The organism is Armatimonadota bacterium (assembly GCA_028871815.1).
In the GTDB taxonomy this organism is placed as follows: domain Bacteria; phylum Armatimonadota; class Chthonomonadetes; order Chthonomonadales; family Chthonomonadaceae; genus REEB205.
Window position 1 is genome coordinate 425,772 of sequence record JAGWMJ010000001.1, and the last position, 15,420, is coordinate 441,191.

Here is a 15,420-nt window from a genome sequence, read left to right on the forward strand (position 1 = left end):
TTATGCAAACCGAACCGTATGACGCCGAACACGCAATCCGTTTCGTAACGGCCGCCAGCATCTTTGATGGCCATGATGCCGCCATCAACATCATTCGCCGTGTGCTTCAGGCTTCCGGCGCCGAGGTGGTGCACCTCGGGCACAATCGTTCGGTGGACGAAATAGTCACCACCGCGATTCAAGAAGACGTACAGGGCGTAGCCGTCAGCTCGTATCAGGGCGGGCACATGCAGGTGTTCCGCTATCTGCGGCGGCTGTTGAATGAGCGCGGCGGCGAGCACATCCAGCTATTTGGCGGTGGCGGCGGCGTTATTCTGCCCGCCGAGATTGCCGAACTCGGCTCCGAAGGCACGGCGACCATATTCTCGCCGGAGGATGGGCGCCGCCTCGGCCTGCAGGGCATGGTGAACACCATGCTGCGCGCGTGCGACTTCTCCACCACACCGTGCCTGGGCGGTGAACCCGAGGCGTTGAACAAGGGGGGTTGGAAGGGGCTGGCCTCCGGAATCACGCTGGCCGAGCAGGCTGCCTCGGGCAGCTGCCCCGCGGCCGCCGCATGGGTGGATTCGCTGCCCGCCGCGGCGAACCCCGCGCCGGTGGTTGGCATCACCGGAACGGGAGGCGCCGGCAAGTCGACGCTGATTGACGAGCTGCTGCTGCGCTTCCTGAACGATTTTGAGGGCCGGCGTATCGGGATTCTCTCCATAGACCCCACGCGCCGATCCACGGGCGGGGCTTTACTGGGCGACCGCATCCGAATGAACAACGTTTTTCGGCCGGGCGTCTACATGCGGTCGCTGGCTACGCGCGGTGGCGGCACGGAGCTATCTCCTGCCGTACAAGGCGCATTGCGCGTGATGCAGGCTGCCGGCTTCGATCTGATTCTGGTGGAGACCTCCGGCATTGGGCAGGCCGACGCCGCCATCACGGCAGTTGCCGGCGTGACGCTGTACGTTATGACGCCGGAGTTTGGCGCCGCTTCGCAACTCGAAAAGATCGAGATGCTGGCTTCCGCTGATCTCGTAGCTGTCAACAAGCTAGATCGTCCCGGCGGGCAGGATGCGCTCCGGTATGTGCGCAAGCAGGTTCAGCGCAACCGCGGCGCAGTCGCGGAGCCGCTGGAGGCCATGCCGGTTTACGGAGTGATGGCGTCGCGGTACGGAAATGCGGGCGTGTCAGCACTCTTTCGTGCGCTCACAGAGCGCCTGGGCGAGCGCTGGCAGCTGCCCGATGCGTCGCCGTTCGCCGCCCCAGCTTCAACACCGCAATCGCTCGTTCCCGCGCGGCGAAGTGGCTACCTTGCGACCATTGCGCAGGCGGTGCGCAGCTACCATTCCACCGTGGCTGCGCAGTGTCAGGCAGTCCGCACCCTCCAGCGCCTGGAGCATGCCCGAGGCGCGGTGGCGGGCGACTCCGACGCGGAGCGCGCGCTCGATCGCGCGATAGCCCACGCCGAAACAGGTGTCTCCCCGGAAACGCGCCGGCTGCTGGATGAATGGCCCAGCCACGAACGCGCGGTGCGGGAGGCCGATTCCGGCGGCGAACGCCGGTCCAGCCTCACACTCTCCGGAATTTCGATACCCCGAGTGGCCACACCACATCTTGAGGATGCCGGCGAGCTCGTCGGTTGGCTTCTCAAGGAGAATCTGCCGGGTCAGTTCCCATTCACCGCCGGCGTGTTTGCGTTCAAGCGTGAGAGTGAAGAGCCGAAGCGCCAGTTCGCCGGTTCGGGCGGGCCCGAACGCACCAACCGCCGCTTCCATCTGCTCTGCGCGGGCGAGCCGGCTCGGCGGCTTTCCACAGCGTTCGACCCCGCGACGCTCTACGGCGAGGATCCTGACGATACGCCCGATGTATATGGGCGCGTGGGCGAGTCGGGCGTGAGCATCTGCACGCTGGATGACATGAAGAAGCTGTACGCCGGCTTCGACCTGTGCGACCCGCAAACGTCGGTTTCGATGACGATCAACGGCCCCGCGCCGATTCTGCTCGCGATGTTCTTCAACACCGTGATCGATCAGCAGATGGAGCGGCTGGCCGCGTCTCTCGGCCGGACGCCGGATGAAGTCGAGGCAGCACGGGTGCGCGCGGAGGCCCTCGCCTCGGTGCGCGGCACCGTACAGGCCGATATTCTGAAAGAGGATCAGGCGCAGAACGAATGCATCTTCGCCATCGACTTCGCGCTGCGAATGATGGGCGACGTCCAGCAGTTCTGCATCGACAATGGCGTCCGCAACTACTATACGGTGTCGGTATCGGGATTCCACATGGCGGAGGCGGGCGCCAATCCGGTATCGCAGCTCGCCTTCACGCTTGCAAACGCCTTCACCTACCTGGAGTACTACCTGAGCCGTGGCATGAGCATTGACGCATTTGCGCCCAGCTTCTCGTTCTTCTTCTCCAACGGCATGGATCCGGAGTACTCCGTGCTGGGTCGCGTTGCCCGCCGGATATGGGCAGTTGCGCTTCGCGATGTTTACGGCGCCAACTCCCGCTCTCAAAAGCTGAAGTACCATATCCAGACCTCCGGGCGCTCGCTTCACGCGCAGGAGATTGAGTTCAACGATATTCGTACCACGCTGCAGGCGCTCCTGGCGCTGGAGGATAACTGCAACTCGCTGCACACCAACGCATACGATGAGGCCATCACCACGCCGACCGAGGAGTCGCTGCGGCGGGCCGTGGCCATCCAGCTTATCCTGAACAAGGAGTTCGGCGTACTGAAGAATGAGAACCCCACGCAGGGCTCGTTCTTCATCGAGCAGCTTACCGACGCCGTGGAAGCGGCGGTGCTGGCGGAGCTGGACCGTCTGCATGAGCGCGGCGGCGTTACCGGCGCGATGGAGACGCAGTACCAGCGCGGCCGCATTCAGGATGAATCGCTCGAGTACGAGCGGCGCAAGCAGAGCGGAGCGCTGCCGATTGTCGGCGTGAACATGTTCCTCAATCCCGATCAGGAGAAGGGCGACTACCATCCGCCGGATGTGGCCGTTGAGCGGGCTGAGACCGCGGAGAAAGATGCACAGATCGCGGCTCTGCAAGAGTTCCACACGCGGCATGCCGCCGAGGCCCCGAGCCGGCTTGCGGCTCTAAAGGCCGCGGCGGCCGGCGATGGTAACGTGTTTGAGATGCTGATGAGCGCGGTAAGGACCTGCTCGTTGGGCCAGATCACACACGCCCTGTACGAAGTCGGCGGGCGCTACCGGCGCAATATGTAGCGTGGCGCGCGTGCTCCTTCGGGGGTAAAGTGAACCAGCGACTGGCGCCGGTCGTAATCCAGATGATGGAGGCGCTGTTATGCTTGCTTTGACCCGCGAAAAGCTCGATCAGGCCCGCCGGCTCGTTGCCGCCTCGGGGTTGGACATATGGATGACCTTTGTGCGGGAGACCAGCGGCGGTGGCGATCCTGCGCTCCCTCTGATACTCACCGGGGCCCTGACGTGGCAAAGCGCGCTGATGGTATCTAAAGATGGGAAGGCCGTGGCCGTTGTGGGCAATTACGACGCCGAGCCGCTTGAGGCGACGGGAGATTGGGACGAGGTTATCCCGTATGTTCGCAGCATTCGTGAGCCCCTGAACGAGGCCCTGAATCGGCTTGTTCCAGAGGGCGGCGGGCCGCCGCGAATCGGTGTGAACCATTCGCTGGATGACGGCAAGGCCGATGGCATTACATGGGGCATGTACCTGGTGCTGTGCGACTACCTGAAGGGCACGCGGTTCGAAAACGCGATCGAGAGCGCCGAATCGGTGATCGTGCCGCTTCGCTCGGTCAAGACGCCTGGCGAGCTGGAGCGAATCCGGGACGCGGTCCGGCAAACCGACCGTTTGCTGGCACAGTTCGCCCGGTCGGCGCGCATCGGCGTTAGCGAGCAGTCGCTATTCGATTCTGTTCAGGACGCAATCGACGATGCCGGGCTGGGTTACGCCTGGGACCGATCGGGCAACCCGATTGTGAACACCGGCCCCAACTCCATGGTTGGGCACGGGCGTCCATCCCACCAGATCAAGATCGCGCCTGGGCACATTCTTCACATCGACGTTGGCGTTCAGGTGGATGGCTACTGCTCGGACGTTCAACGGTGTTGGTATGTGCAGGAGGCCGGTGAGGCGGCACTTCCAGAGGATGTGGTGACCGCGTGGGCGGCCGTGATGGGCGCTATCGACGCCGGGAGGAAGGCGCTGGCGCCGGGCGCACTCGGCTGGCAGGTAGACAAGGCCGCGCGCAGCGCACTGGTTGCATCCGGGTACCCGCAGTACATGCATGCGCTGGGGCATCAAGTTGGCCGTGCGGCGCATGACGGCGGCGGCGTGCTGGGACCAACCTGGGAGCGATACGGACGGACAACCTCCATGAGCGTTGAGGAAGGCGAAGTCTATACGCTGGAGCTGGGTGTGATGGTGGAGGGCCGCGGTTACCTGGGAGTTGAGGAGATGGTGGTGGTAACCGGCGACGGCTGCGACTACCTGACGGAGCGACAGACGGAGCTGCCGCTGCTTGCCGCGGACCGGACGGCATGAAGGCGCTGGTCTTTCGCGGCGAGAGGCAGCTGGCCGTTGAGGAGGCGCCGGAGCCCCGGCCGGCAGCGGGCGAAGCGCTGATAGAGGTCAGCTGTTGCGGAATCTGCGGCTCCGACCTCAGCGGGTACCTCGGGCACAGCGCGCGCCGCAATCGCAGCGTCCCGCTCATCATGGGCCACGAGGTCTGCGGCACGGTACGGGATATTACTCCCGGCGCCGGTGATGCAGTTGCGATCGGTGACCGGGTGGCGCTGCAGCCGGTGATCGCATGCGGAACGTGTCCCGCGTGTCGCCGCGGCAGCCCGCACCTGTGCCCTTCCATGTCTCTGATCGGCATCGAGCGCCACGGCGGATTCGCGCCGCTGCTTGCGGCGCCGGTAAACCGGCTCTTCCCGATTCCCGATTCACTCCCGGATTCCGCCGCGGCGTTGTGCGAAACGCTTGCCGTGGAGGTGCATCTGTTCCGAGAGTTTGCACCCCCACTGCTGCGCTGCACCGTGGTGCTTGGATGCGGCCCGCAAGGGCTGCTGGCGATACAACTTGCGCGCCTGGCGGGCGCAAATCCGATTGTAGCGGTCGACATTGCGCCATACCGTCTGGAGACCGCCCGCAAGATGGGCGCCGCATTCACGGTGGATGCACGCTCGGATAGTGTGAACGGGCAGGTTATGGCCCTGACGGATGGTTGGGGATCGGAGTTTGTCGTAGAGACGAGCGGCGCATCGGCGATGCGGGCCGGCGCACCCGGGCTTGTGGCGCCCGGCGGCACCCTGGCGCTGATTGGGCTGGGCGCGGGTGAGACGGAGATGAACTTTCTGCCGGTTGTGGCGAAGGAGATCCGGATTCAGGGAAGCTACTGCTACCGCGACGACGACTTTGTTCGCGCGCTGGAGCTGCTTTCCACCGGGAGTATCGATACCGCCGGGATGACCACCGTGTCGCCACTGGCGGATGGCGCGCAGCTCTTTGACACGCTGGTGACCGACCCCGGGCGTCTCGTGAAGGTGCTGCTCAGCTCTGCGTCCTGATTCGATCACGCCGCCATTCTCGAGCAGCAGCCCTCACGATCTCGCCCGGCGCGCGCCGCGCCCGGGAATTCAACTGAGAGGCGAACCGACTTCGCCGACTCCTTCAGACAGACCGCCTCCGCGTTCGTCCGGGTACCATCCGCGGTTTAGCAAGAGCACATACCGGCCGCCGAAATGCTGTTCGGCTACCTTCGCCACATCGCTGATGGTCATCAGCTCCGCCACCGCTCCAGCCAGTTCGGGGTTCTCGGCCAATTCGGCTGCCGCCAGTTCGCGGGTGCAGAAGACCGCAAGGCAGCCTTCCTGAACGCTCGACGCGAAACCGGCGTACGTGCCGGAATCGGGATAGCGAAACAAACATGCGGTCTCGCTGCTGTGAAGTTGCTGGTATCGGTATGCTCCCCTCGGCTCCGCATCGGCGGTGGCTTCCGCCGCAGCTGCGCGTCCGTCGCGCCGCCAGCAGCCCGGTTCATCTCCCTCTTGCAGGCCCGGATCACTCCGGGTGGCGCCGTTTTTGCTTTTCATTGACATGTGGCTCCTCGTTGCCCGCTGTGTGCTTCCAGTCAAGCTCTCTGGTCGCCGCCGACGCGGACCGCTGCCGGGATGGCGGTTCACTGACGTGTGCGACCTCGCTCGATTGGCATAAACATCCCCGACGCGTCCGGCACGACCGCTTCTCCAGCGTCGGCCCGTACCTGGCCGACTTCGTCCAGGCTTCAATGCCGGTACTTTGGGCATGCTAACAGTGCTTACTCACACTGCGTTACTCGCGCAATGGCGGTAAATCCGGAAGATGTGGGCGCCGATTCACGAGGAGCTGCGGCCATTTATCGCCCCGGAAGGAAAGCTGCCCACAGCGTATGGCGCCTGGGCGGCAAACTGTCGCTGATCCGCGATTGGGCCACCGGCGATACGTCGATCGGCTCCGCAGATCCTACCCAGAAGATGCGCCAGCGCCCCCGGCACTGCTTCTCGGCTATGGCCTGTATCTCGGACCACGCGGCCTCATGCGCCACCATCTCGCTTATAGGGTCCAGGTTCCGCTCGGCGGCACGGGCCATAGCCTCCGATGTCAGGACGACCCTACAAGCACCTTCGTCTTCGTCTCCGCACATGCTGGTGTCGCAGACCAGAGGGTCCGCAAAAACCCAAAACAGATCGTCGCTGGTGCGCGAGTCGACCTGCGGCTTGCAGGCGCGTGGTCGCTGGTGAGAGACCGTCGGTTTGTGTTTGCCGGCGCGTTCGCCCTTTGCCGCAGCTTGCTGTTTAGCGTTGGAAGCGCGCACCGTCCAGCACGGGCCGGAACCACTCATGGCTACTCTCTACTTCGTCTTTTTTCTTGCTCATGGTAACTCCTGCTTCCGAGCGGATTACCAAGGTGACCGGCAGCGCTTCGGTCCTGCGGCTCACTTCATTTACTCGCCGACCTGGGAAGCAGGCGCGCGATCTCTGCCGGCAAGCACGCCACCATGCGGCTCAGTCGTCTGGCGAATCGCTTTCGCCGGATTCTCCCACCAGGCCAGGTTCGGATTCGCCGGCGCACCACGTCCGGGACAGCAAGAGCACATAGCGGCCATCGTAATCCTCTTCGGCCAGCCTTGCCACCTCAGTGATGGGCATCTGCATCACCTCTGCCCCTTTGAGAATGGGATTATCGGCCAGTTCGGCGATGGCCAGATCGAGGCTTCGTGCGACTGCAAGGTAGGAAGGCTCGCCGGTCGGCACATAGCAGGCGTATGAGCCGGAGGCGGGATAGTGAAACACGCAGGCGGTGTCGGTGCTGCGGATCTGGTTGTATCGGAATTTCGCGTCCGGCTCTTTCTCGGTGCTCGCTTCCGCTGTGGTTTCGGCGTGGCGTTTCCTGTAGATCTGAGAAGCCGGGCGTTTCCAGAAGAGCCAACAGCGCCCCTCGCACTCCCGCTCGGCGATCGCTTGTATTTCGGACCAGCGAGCCTCAAAGGTCACCATGTGGCGTAGGAAGTGCGACCGCTTCTTCTCGGCACGGGCCAACGCCTCCGAGGCGTAGACGGCGAGACATGGGTCATCGTCCCCGTTTGGACACATGATGTACTCAAGGTCCACCGGATCCACGATGACCCAGAACGAATCGCCACTACTGCGCGCAGCGCCTTTCTGCTTGTGTGAAGCTGACGACCCGCAAGGCACGCCGAGCTTATGTTTCCGGCCATGCTCAACCTTTTTCGCGTATTTCTTCTTGCTCATGGTAACTCCTGGACAGACAGACCTGGAGGCTGGGATCGTGTCGGTTTCCGCCGCTTACCGGCATTAAATAACTCGCGAAATTGGCGTGAATCCGGAAGGGATTCGGGCCGATTCACGAGGAGATCCGGCGAATCGTCAACCCACAAAAGAGACCGCCCGGAGCACGTGGCATCCGGGCGGCAACCTGCTTTTCAACCGCCAGTCCGGCTGGCGGCGGACTAATAGATCCGAGCCGCCGGCTGTGTCCAGAAGATCCGCCAGCGCCCTTCGCACTGCTCCTCAGCAATCGCCTGTATTTCGGACCACGAAGCCTCGTGTGCCACCATACGGTTCAAGTAGGGCATCCGTTCCTCGGCGGAACGAGCCATCGCCTCCGACGTCAAGATGACCATAAAAGGTTCGTCGTCTTCATCTCCACACATGGCGTAGTCGCCGATGAGGGGATCCGCAAAGATCCAGAACTGATCGTCACTACTGCGCCAATCGACCCGCGGAATGCATGAGCCGGAGCGCTTGCAAGACACATTCGGCCTGTGTTTGTTGCCCCGCTCACTCTTTTTCGCGTCTTTCTTTTGACTCATGATAACCTCTTGGCCGGAATTGATTCCCAATTTCGTGAGTTTCTTCTCGCCCGTGATAACTCCTCGCAAGACAGGTCTGGAGTCCGGGATGGTGTCGGTTTGCGCCGATTACCGACACTTTATAACTCGCGAAATTGGCGTGAATCCGGAAGGGATTCACGCCGATTCACGAGGAGATCCGGCGAATCGCCAACCCGGAAAAGAGACCGCCCGGAGCTCGTGGCGTCCGGGCGGCAAGGTGCTTTTCAACCGCCAGTCCGGCTGGCTGCGGACTAAAAGATCGGAGCAGCCGGCTGTGCCCAGAAGATCCGCCAGCGCCCTTCGCACTGCTCCTCAGCAATCGCCTGTATTTCGGACCACGAAGCCTCATGCGCCACCATGTGGCTCAGGAAGTGCGACAGCTTCTCCTCGGCGCGGGCCAACCCCTCCGATGCGAAGACTGCAACGCAGGATTCATCCGCTTCGTTTCCGCACATCGCGTAGTCGCCAACGAGGGGATCCACAAAGATCCAGAACGGATCGTCACTACTGCGCGAATCGACTCGCGGCTTGCGTGAGCCTGAGCGCTTGCAAGACACATCCGGCTTGTGTTTGTTGCCCCGCTCACCCTTTTTCGCGTCTTTCTTTTTGCTCATGATAACCTCTTATCCGGAATGGATTTCCAAAATGAGCGGCACTGTCACGACGTCGCCCGGTCCAGGCTTTGTGCGCGGCCATAATCAAGACGCGCCTCAGTAGGCAAACTCCAGCACGCCGGCTGCCCCCATACCCAGCGCAGCGCACATCGTAATCAGTCCGCGCTTCGCCCCACGCCGTTTTGCCTCGAACACCATGGAGACGGCCTGGCGCGCCCCGGTGCATCCCAACGGATGGCCGAGGGCGCAGGCGCCGCCGTTCACGTTGACGCGGTCGAGCGGGAGTGGGAACAGGCGATCGCTGGCCAGTACCTGTGCGGCAAATGCTTCGTTGAATTCGATGAGGTCAAACTGGTCAATGGTAAGGCCCATCCGCTTCAGCAGCCGCGGCATGGCAAATGCCGGCGCGATGCCGAATCGCTCTGGAGCCACCGCAGCCACGGAGTAGCCGGCGAACCGCGCCAAAGGCGTCAAGCCGAGGCGCTCGGCGTTTTCCGGGGTCATCAGGGCGACCGCTGCCGCTCCATCGCTGCGCTGCGAAGCGTTGCCGGCCGTTATCACGCCGTCCTTCAGGAATGCCGGACGAAGTTTGGCGAGCGCCTCGGCGGAGGTCTCTCGTCGTGGTCCCTCATCCACGGCCACCTCCGCGCGCCGGATTTGCGCATGCTCACCGTTGACCACCTGCGTCTCGGTGGTAACGGGAACAATCTCGGCGTCAAACCGGCCGGCATCCTGCGCGGCCAGCGCCTTCCGATGGCTTTCCAGCGCGAACGCGTCTGCGCTCTCCCTTGAGATGTCGAACTCGTCGGAGATCGATTCCACCGACAGGCCCATGCTGAGATAGGTATCCGGGCGGTTCGCGATCAGCCACGGGTTCGGGCGCGTGGACGGCCCCATGAAGGTTACCAGGCTCATGCTTTCGACGCCGCCCGCGACCACCACGTCGGCGTGGCCAGTTGCGATTTTCGCGGCGCCGGTCGCAATGGCTTCCAGACCGGAGGCGCAGAACCGGTTGATCGTTGCAGCCGGCACCGAGTCGGGCAGGCCGGCGCGCAGCGCGGCAACACGGGCCACATTCATGCCCTGTTCCGCCTCAGGCATGGCGCAACCCAGGATGATATCGTCAACGGTGACCGGATCGATGCCTGGCGCGCGATCGAGAACCGATTTCACCACAACAGCTGCCAGTTCATCTGGGCGCGTCGACCGGAACGCACCTTTTGGCGCGCGGCCGATCGCCGTTCGAGCCGCGCTTACAATTACGACATCACGCATACGGCGGCCTCACTTTCGCAGGAGGTCTGGAAGCCTGGTCAGCGCGCCGTGCAACAGTACCGGCGGGCGGCGTCAGCTTCGATAACGAGTATAACACAACCGCGGCGGCTTGTGGGCAGTGGTGGGCGGCATCCGGCGGAAGTGCGAAGCGCCATCCGCGGCTAGACCTTTGGCTCGACCGGCCGGCCGGCCAGACCGCGTCGTTGGAGGCTGTCACGCCGGCGCGCCGAAAGCGTGCAGCTCATGCGCCAGGGCTGCGTTAATCGCGCGCGCACCGCGGACGGCGGCGCGGCGCCGGCCGATACGCCGCATCGTTTTGAGCGTGAGGGCCGGTGCCGGCAATACCTCCTCATCCGTGTGCGGATCACCGCAGTAGAATCCGTCCGCGAGTACTCGAACAGCGACATGCGTGGTTTACCCGTCTCGCCCGGGCACCATCCCACCAGCGCCGGAAGACTGTCGTTAGCGCAGTCCTCCGGCGTGGCGGCCTCCCTTAATGCCGTCCAGCCTGATGTCCTTCGGTTGTAGATGCTACCTCGGCGACGGCTTGCGCGATCTCAGCCTCGGACACGCTAGCTGGAATGCCGACGATCTGTTCACCATCGTCAAACTTCCAGGGTTGGTGCGTGTCGGATGTCGGCAGCGACAGTGCCATACCGCGCTGCAGCAGAACTTTTCCACGGAGGCCCTCCGGAAACATAAACTCGTCATTTTCGGCACCTACGCCGGTTACGCCGTCAGCTTCCGCCATCACCGGTCCCGCCTGGTGCAACCCTCCGCGGCTGGCGATCAACTGCAGGAACATGATGTACCGGGCGCCGGGCTTGAGCATCGGGTCGTTGTCGAAACGAAAGCCCACGCCACGGGCGTTGGACTCCGCCCAGGGCAAATCGGCACCGGGGACCAGCACTTTCAGCACGCGGGGCGTACTCGACGTACCACCGCGCAGCCACCGTTCGACGGCCACCAGGTAGATCGCGGCCTCGTTCGCGCCATTCGAGTTTTGCGGTGTGTGCTGCTCGCGCAAGACGGCCACAACCCTACCGCGCACGATCTCCGGTTACTCGCACACCATTCCGACCAGCGTTCCGGGCGGCTCGGGGCCAGCGCCCGTGGCAACGGAAGCTGTCGCTCCGTTCGCCATCTGCCCGAAGCCTGCCGGTTGTAGAAACGGCTTTGCGCTAGCCACTATTGCGCGGAACGTGCCGGCGTCCTGGCGCGGGCGCGTTAGGTGCTGACCGTGCTGCACCGAATATGCATCCGACGTCGGGTTCCAGAGCACCTTTGCGCTCCGGCCGTTGCCTTCCAGCCAAATCTCGGTCGTGTCCTGCGCCTGGCTGAGCGTGGCCTGGCTTATGTGCGTGGCCACCGGCGCACTGTGCAGCAGGCCTTGAACGCGCGCAGAAACCACCCGTACGTCTGCCACGCCAGCATAATCCGCCAAGCCCGCCGAGAGATGGAAGACAACTGCATAGCGCCAAACCGGCGCCGTCTGCGCAGCCGATGCGGAATGGCAGCCGACCAGTGCCGGTCCGGCCAAAAGCAGAAGAGAGCAGGCTGCCACGTGCTTGCAGTGATTCATCACGATGCTCCTTTTCTGTGCCGCTGCGGGCATGGCGTATATCCCAAATTGATCAGTTCGGTGATCTCGTCCGGAGTCGGAGCTGCGGTGGCGCCGTAGAACCAGTTATGCGTATTCGGCCACATCAGTGCGCCGTCATCCGCCGGCAACGTAACGTTGGTGTGGCCAAGCCCAAGGCAGTGGCCAACCTCATGCGCGGCGAATGTAACCAGCGCGTGCCGGGCGCTGGCAGGCGGGAACGGCATGTCGCATCCCGTATCCGTCGGGTATCGGTCCATGTTGTACGTATCGAACGTAACCTTTCGCTGCTCACCACCGAGCGACGTGGTGTACGCAGAATACAGGACACTGTGATCGCAGTAATCGTCGAACCAAATGTTGAACGTTTGGGGGACGTGCACGTATGTGAATTTCACATAGCCGCTGGCTTTCCAGTTGGCAACCGCACCATCAATCGCAGCGGTATATGCCGACGTGGAGGTGTAAAGCAGGCTGCAGCCCTCGTGGACCAGCGGCGGATACGGACCTGGCGGGTCTGCGCCGCTGTTGTCCAGGCAAGCGTCGTTGAACACGGAGACCGTTCCGCTTGCGGACCACGGCTTGCCGTTTGCGTCCAGCCATGTCGCAGCCAGTGTTGCTTGTCCGTTGCCGGTACAGGTCACGGCGGTGAACGCCTGTCCGCAGCTGTTTGTTATGCTGGAGCCAGTGCTGAGCGCAAGCTGGGCCGGGGCTTGCTGGTTGGTCAGCGTGAATGTTACAAGCACGCCAACCTGCGTCACGTACGGACTCCCGGCGATAACCGTTGCGCAATACGACGGCGCACCACCGGGCATGAAGCCGTAACTCGGAGTGTTGTTCTCGGACATCAGGGTTACCTGCGGATTCGGACCCGTTTCGGGATCGCCCCGGCATCGCGCTGATTGCGCGCCAACAACACAAACGCCAGCCCACAAGAGGCAGGCGGCGATCGAGGCGAGCCGTCGAGACATCGGTTTCCTGGCTACTGATGCACTACCCCGCTCCCCTCTCGGTGCGAGCCTGCATCCAGTGATTGTTGCATACCACTTACCTGTCGCTTTCTGCGGCGCGCGGCCGCAAAGCAGAACTGTTCGAGCCGGCTTGGCATACCGGCGTGTAAAACAAACGCCGAAACAGGGCCCAAGTCATTACATCAGGATTGCCGGAAGAATGCAAGAGCGGAGTTTTGTCTGGCCGAACAGCGACGAATGCCGGAAAGGCGGCGAAGCCGCCCCTCAGTTCCTTAACGGCTTGCCGGTCTCCAGTGTATGACGGATGCGCTCTGCCGTCTTTGGTTCATGCGCCAACCGTACAAACGCCTCGCGCTCCAGCGCCAACAGGTACGCCTCGTCCACTTCCTGCGCGGACGGCAACGCGCCCCCGGCGAGGACGAATGCAACCTGCTGCGCGATGAGGAGATCGTGATCGGTGAGCTCGCCGGACCTGTGGCGCCAGTGCAGGGTCATGCCTAGCCGGGCGATGGCATCCTCGCCCAGAACACGGACGCGCGCCTTGTGTGGAGGGCGCCACCCCTCACGAGCCAGCGCCAGCACGCGGCATTTGGCGTCGAACAACTGCCGGTCGGCGCAGAGCGATACGCCGTCGTCGGGTTTGAGGAATCCGGACTGGATGGCTTGCGGAGCATTGGCAGACATGCCGAAGCCGAATATGCGCTGGAACGCCCACTCCACACGGTCAAACGGGTCCAGCCCGGGAGCGGCGCCGCCCATGGCGCGCAGCAGCATCTGCGTAACGCCGCCGCCGGCTGGAATCAGGCCAACATTGGTCTCGGGCAGGCCAATCATAAGTTCCGCGGAGGCCTGCGAGGCAGCGCAATGGAGCACCAGCTCGGTAGCGCCTCCCAGCGTATAGCCGTGCGGCATCGCCACCACAGGAAGTGGCGCGTACTTCAGGCACTGGAAGGCCGCCTGAAGGTCGGCGAGAAGCGTCTGGATGCGCGGCCAGTTTCCCGCCTCGATCTCCTGCAGGAAGACCTTGAGATTGAAGCCTGCGCTGAAGTGCGGCCCGGCGCCGGCAATCAGCAGCCCTTCGAACCGTCCGGACGTAATCTCCAGCGTTTCGTGGATGATGCCGGTGGAGGCCTCGTCCAGCGTGTTCATTTTGGAGCGTAGTTCCAGGCAGGCGGCGCCGTCGCCCACATCCACCAGTGTTGCCGTAGGCCATTGGCGCAGCACGGCTTGCTGTGCCGCCTCATTCAGCGCAGCGTACTCCGGCCGGTGTGGCTCCTGCACCAGGTCTTCCTGGCCAAACACGCGGTAGAGAATCTGCGAGCCTTCCTTGCGAATGTGGTAGTGATCCGGTGGACTGTAGGCCATCACATCGCTGATTTCGAACGGACCCATCTCCCAGTTAAAGCCCCACTGCATCACGTGATCGATGGTGAGGCAATCGCCGGCGATGCCGGTACCGATTTTGCGAACGTAGGTGCTCACGCCACCGAGAATTGCATCCAGATATCGAGCCCAGGGTTGGTCGAGGGACCGAACGGCAACGAGTCTCTCTCGCAGCGGGAGACGCTCCAGCTCAGCCATGCCCGTCAGATGCAGTTCGCGTCGCGGTACGTACTGGAGCGTGTCGAAATCGAGCGCCAGGATCTCGCGGCCATCGCGCTTGAAGAACCCTGCTCCCGTCTTCTCTCCCAGGCGACCGTCGGCCATGAGGCGCGTTACCACCGACGGCAGCTGCAGGCGGTCGCGGTATGGGTCGTCCACCAGCCGTTCGTACTGATGCGCGGCGACGTCGGCAATGATATCGAAACCGATGATGTCGGCCAGGCGGAAGGTGGCGCTCCGCGGTCGGCCGATGAACGGCCCGGTGACGGCATCCACCTCTTCGGGGGAAAGGCCCATCTCCACGGCTGTGTGCAGCGAGTCGATCAGCGTCCACATTCCCACCCGATTGCTGATGAAGCCGGGGGTATCCCGCGCAACCGCGATACGCCGGCCTAATACGGTTTCGGCAAATGCGGCAAAGCCGGCCACCAGATCGGGCGATGTCTCGGGCAGCGCGATGAGCTCCAGCAGTTTCAGGTAACGTGGCGGGTTGAAGAAGTGGGCGCCGAGAAAGCGCTGACGGAACGCGGGAGAGCGGTCGCGACACATTTCAGCCAGACTGAGGCCGCTGGTGTTGGTGGTGACCACCGTATCGTCGCCGGTTTGCGCCTCCAGCCTCTGCAGCACCGCGCGCTTCACTTCCAGCCGCTCGGCCACGGCCTCCACCACCCAATCGGCCGCCGCGAGCGCGCCCTCCGCGTCGTCAAGGCTGCCGGCCTCAATCTGCCCGATCAATTCGGGCAGGAACAGCAGCGGCGGTCGGGCACTCTTGACCCGTTCGAGGCCGACAGCGGCCTGCTCTGCCGACACGTCCAGCAGCGTGACGCTCCAGCCGGCGTTGGCCAGGTGCGCAGCGATGCCGCCGCCCATGGTGCCCGCGCCAACCACCACAGCGCGCCCCGTACGTTTCAGTGCGTTTAACATAGCTTCCTCAGTCGACCGCCGCTCGTGATAAACCCGGCGCCCCACCGTGAAGATCCGCGGCGC

At 63.5% G+C, this 15,420-nt stretch carries 13 protein-coding genes; 3 read left to right on the top strand and 10 right to left on the bottom strand.

All coding sequences use genetic code 11. The annotated features are described in order from the left end of the window. Nucleotides 1–2 precede the first annotated feature (2 nt). The 3 genes from KGJ62_01740 (at nucleotide 3) to KGJ62_01750 (ending at nucleotide 5,546) form a co-directional block, all read left to right on the top strand. The gene (locus KGJ62_01740) at nucleotides 3–3,218 is read left to right on the top strand and encodes a cobalamin-dependent protein (protein ID MDE2125290.1); all 3,216 of its coding nucleotides are present in this window, start codon (nucleotides 3–5) and stop codon (nucleotides 3,216–3,218) included. A gap of 79 nt (nucleotides 3,219–3,297) precedes the next feature. Then, the gene (locus KGJ62_01745) at nucleotides 3,298–4,518 is read left to right on the top strand and encodes an aminopeptidase P family protein (protein ID MDE2125291.1); all 1,221 of its coding nucleotides are present in this window, start codon (nucleotides 3,298–3,300) and stop codon (nucleotides 4,516–4,518) included. Then, the gene (locus tag KGJ62_01750; GenBank protein ID MDE2125292.1) at nucleotides 4,515–5,546 is read left to right on the top strand and encodes an alcohol dehydrogenase catalytic domain-containing protein; all 1,032 of its coding nucleotides are present in this window, start codon (nucleotides 4,515–4,517) and stop codon (nucleotides 5,544–5,546) included. Before KGJ62_01745 ends, KGJ62_01750 begins: the two co-directional genes overlap by 4 nt. Nucleotides 5,547–5,615: 69 nt before the next feature. Here KGJ62_01750 and KGJ62_01755 read toward each other — a convergent pair whose 3' ends face one another. The 10 genes from KGJ62_01755 to KGJ62_01800 form a co-directional block, all read right to left on the bottom strand. After that, a complete protein-coding gene (locus KGJ62_01755; GenBank protein MDE2125293.1) occupies nucleotides 5,616–6,071 on the bottom strand; it encodes a hypothetical protein in 456 nt (151 codons plus the stop codon). A 302-nt stretch (nucleotides 6,072–6,373) separates the two neighbouring features. Next, on the bottom strand, nucleotides 6,374–6,859 hold the full coding sequence (locus tag KGJ62_01760; protein ID MDE2125294.1) for a hypothetical protein: 486 nt from the start codon (nucleotides 6,857–6,859) through the stop codon (nucleotides 6,374–6,376). Nucleotides 6,860–7,022: 163 nt separating this feature from the next. Next, nucleotides 7,023–7,769: a hypothetical protein gene (locus tag KGJ62_01765; protein MDE2125295.1), complete on the bottom strand. Its 747-nt coding sequence runs from the start codon at nucleotides 7,767–7,769 to the stop codon at nucleotides 7,023–7,025. A 218-nt stretch (nucleotides 7,770–7,987) separates the two neighbouring features. Beyond that, nucleotides 7,988–8,350: a hypothetical protein gene (locus KGJ62_01770; GenBank protein MDE2125296.1), complete on the bottom strand. Its 363-nt coding sequence runs from the start codon at nucleotides 8,348–8,350 to the stop codon at nucleotides 7,988–7,990. A 272-nt stretch (nucleotides 8,351–8,622) separates the two neighbouring features. Then, on the bottom strand, nucleotides 8,623–8,985 hold the full coding sequence (locus tag KGJ62_01775; GenBank protein MDE2125297.1) for a hypothetical protein: 363 nt from the start codon (nucleotides 8,983–8,985) through the stop codon (nucleotides 8,623–8,625). A 96-nt stretch (nucleotides 8,986–9,081) separates the two neighbouring features. Next, nucleotides 9,082–10,260 (bottom strand): thiolase family protein, encoded by a 1,179-nt coding sequence (locus tag KGJ62_01780; protein ID MDE2125298.1) that lies wholly within the window; start codon nucleotides 10,258–10,260, stop codon nucleotides 9,082–9,084. Nucleotides 10,261–10,753: 493 nt separating this feature from the next. After that, the gene (locus KGJ62_01785; protein ID MDE2125299.1) at nucleotides 10,754–11,311 is read right to left on the bottom strand and encodes a hypothetical protein; all 558 of its coding nucleotides are present in this window, start codon (nucleotides 11,309–11,311) and stop codon (nucleotides 10,754–10,756) included. 9 nt (nucleotides 11,312–11,320) lie between these two features. Beyond that, nucleotides 11,321–11,842 (bottom strand): hypothetical protein, encoded by a 522-nt coding sequence (locus tag KGJ62_01790; GenBank protein MDE2125300.1) that lies wholly within the window; start codon nucleotides 11,840–11,842, stop codon nucleotides 11,321–11,323. Beyond that, nucleotides 11,842–12,831, bottom strand: coding sequence for a hypothetical protein (locus tag KGJ62_01795; protein ID MDE2125301.1), 990 nt, complete (start codon nucleotides 12,829–12,831; stop codon nucleotides 11,842–11,844). Before KGJ62_01795 ends, KGJ62_01790 begins: the two co-directional genes overlap by 1 nt. Before the next feature lie 264 nt (nucleotides 12,832–13,095). Next, nucleotides 13,096–15,357: a 3-hydroxyacyl-CoA dehydrogenase/enoyl-CoA hydratase family protein gene (locus KGJ62_01800; protein ID MDE2125302.1), complete on the bottom strand. Its 2,262-nt coding sequence runs from the start codon at nucleotides 15,355–15,357 to the stop codon at nucleotides 13,096–13,098. Nucleotides 15,358–15,420 lie beyond the last annotated feature (63 nt).

Coding starts and splice junctions, on each gene's coding strand:
- KGJ62_01740 (MDE2125290.1), top strand. CDS start 3: ATGCAAACCGAACCGTATGACGCCGAACACGCAATCCGTTTCGTAACG.
- KGJ62_01745 (MDE2125291.1), top strand. CDS start 3,298: ATGCTTGCTTTGACCCGCGAAAAGCTCGATCAGGCCCGCCGGCTCGTT.
- KGJ62_01750 (MDE2125292.1), top strand. CDS start 4,515: ATGAAGGCGCTGGTCTTTCGCGGCGAGAGGCAGCTGGCCGTTGAGGAG.
- KGJ62_01755 (MDE2125293.1), bottom strand. CDS start 6,071: ATGAAAAGCAAAAACGGCGCCACCCGGAGTGATCCGGGCCTGCAAGAG.
- KGJ62_01760 (MDE2125294.1), bottom strand. CDS start 6,859: ATGAGTGGTTCCGGCCCGTGCTGGACGGTGCGCGCTTCCAACGCTAAA.
- KGJ62_01765 (MDE2125295.1), bottom strand. CDS start 7,769: ATGAGCAAGAAGAAATACGCGAAAAAGGTTGAGCATGGCCGGAAACAT.
- KGJ62_01770 (MDE2125296.1), bottom strand. CDS start 8,350: ATGAGTCAAAAGAAAGACGCGAAAAAGAGTGAGCGGGGCAACAAACAC.
- KGJ62_01775 (MDE2125297.1), bottom strand. CDS start 8,985: ATGAGCAAAAAGAAAGACGCGAAAAAGGGTGAGCGGGGCAACAAACAC.
- KGJ62_01780 (MDE2125298.1), bottom strand. CDS start 10,260: ATGCGTGATGTCGTAATTGTAAGCGCGGCTCGAACGGCGATCGGCCGC.
- KGJ62_01790 (MDE2125300.1), bottom strand. CDS start 11,842: ATGAATCACTGCAAGCACGTGGCAGCCTGCTCTCTTCTGCTTTTGGCC.
- KGJ62_01795 (MDE2125301.1), bottom strand. CDS start 12,831: ATGTCTCGACGGCTCGCCTCGATCGCCGCCTGCCTCTTGTGGGCTGGC.
- KGJ62_01800 (MDE2125302.1), bottom strand. CDS start 15,357: ATGTTAAACGCACTGAAACGTACGGGGCGCGCTGTGGTGGTTGGCGCG.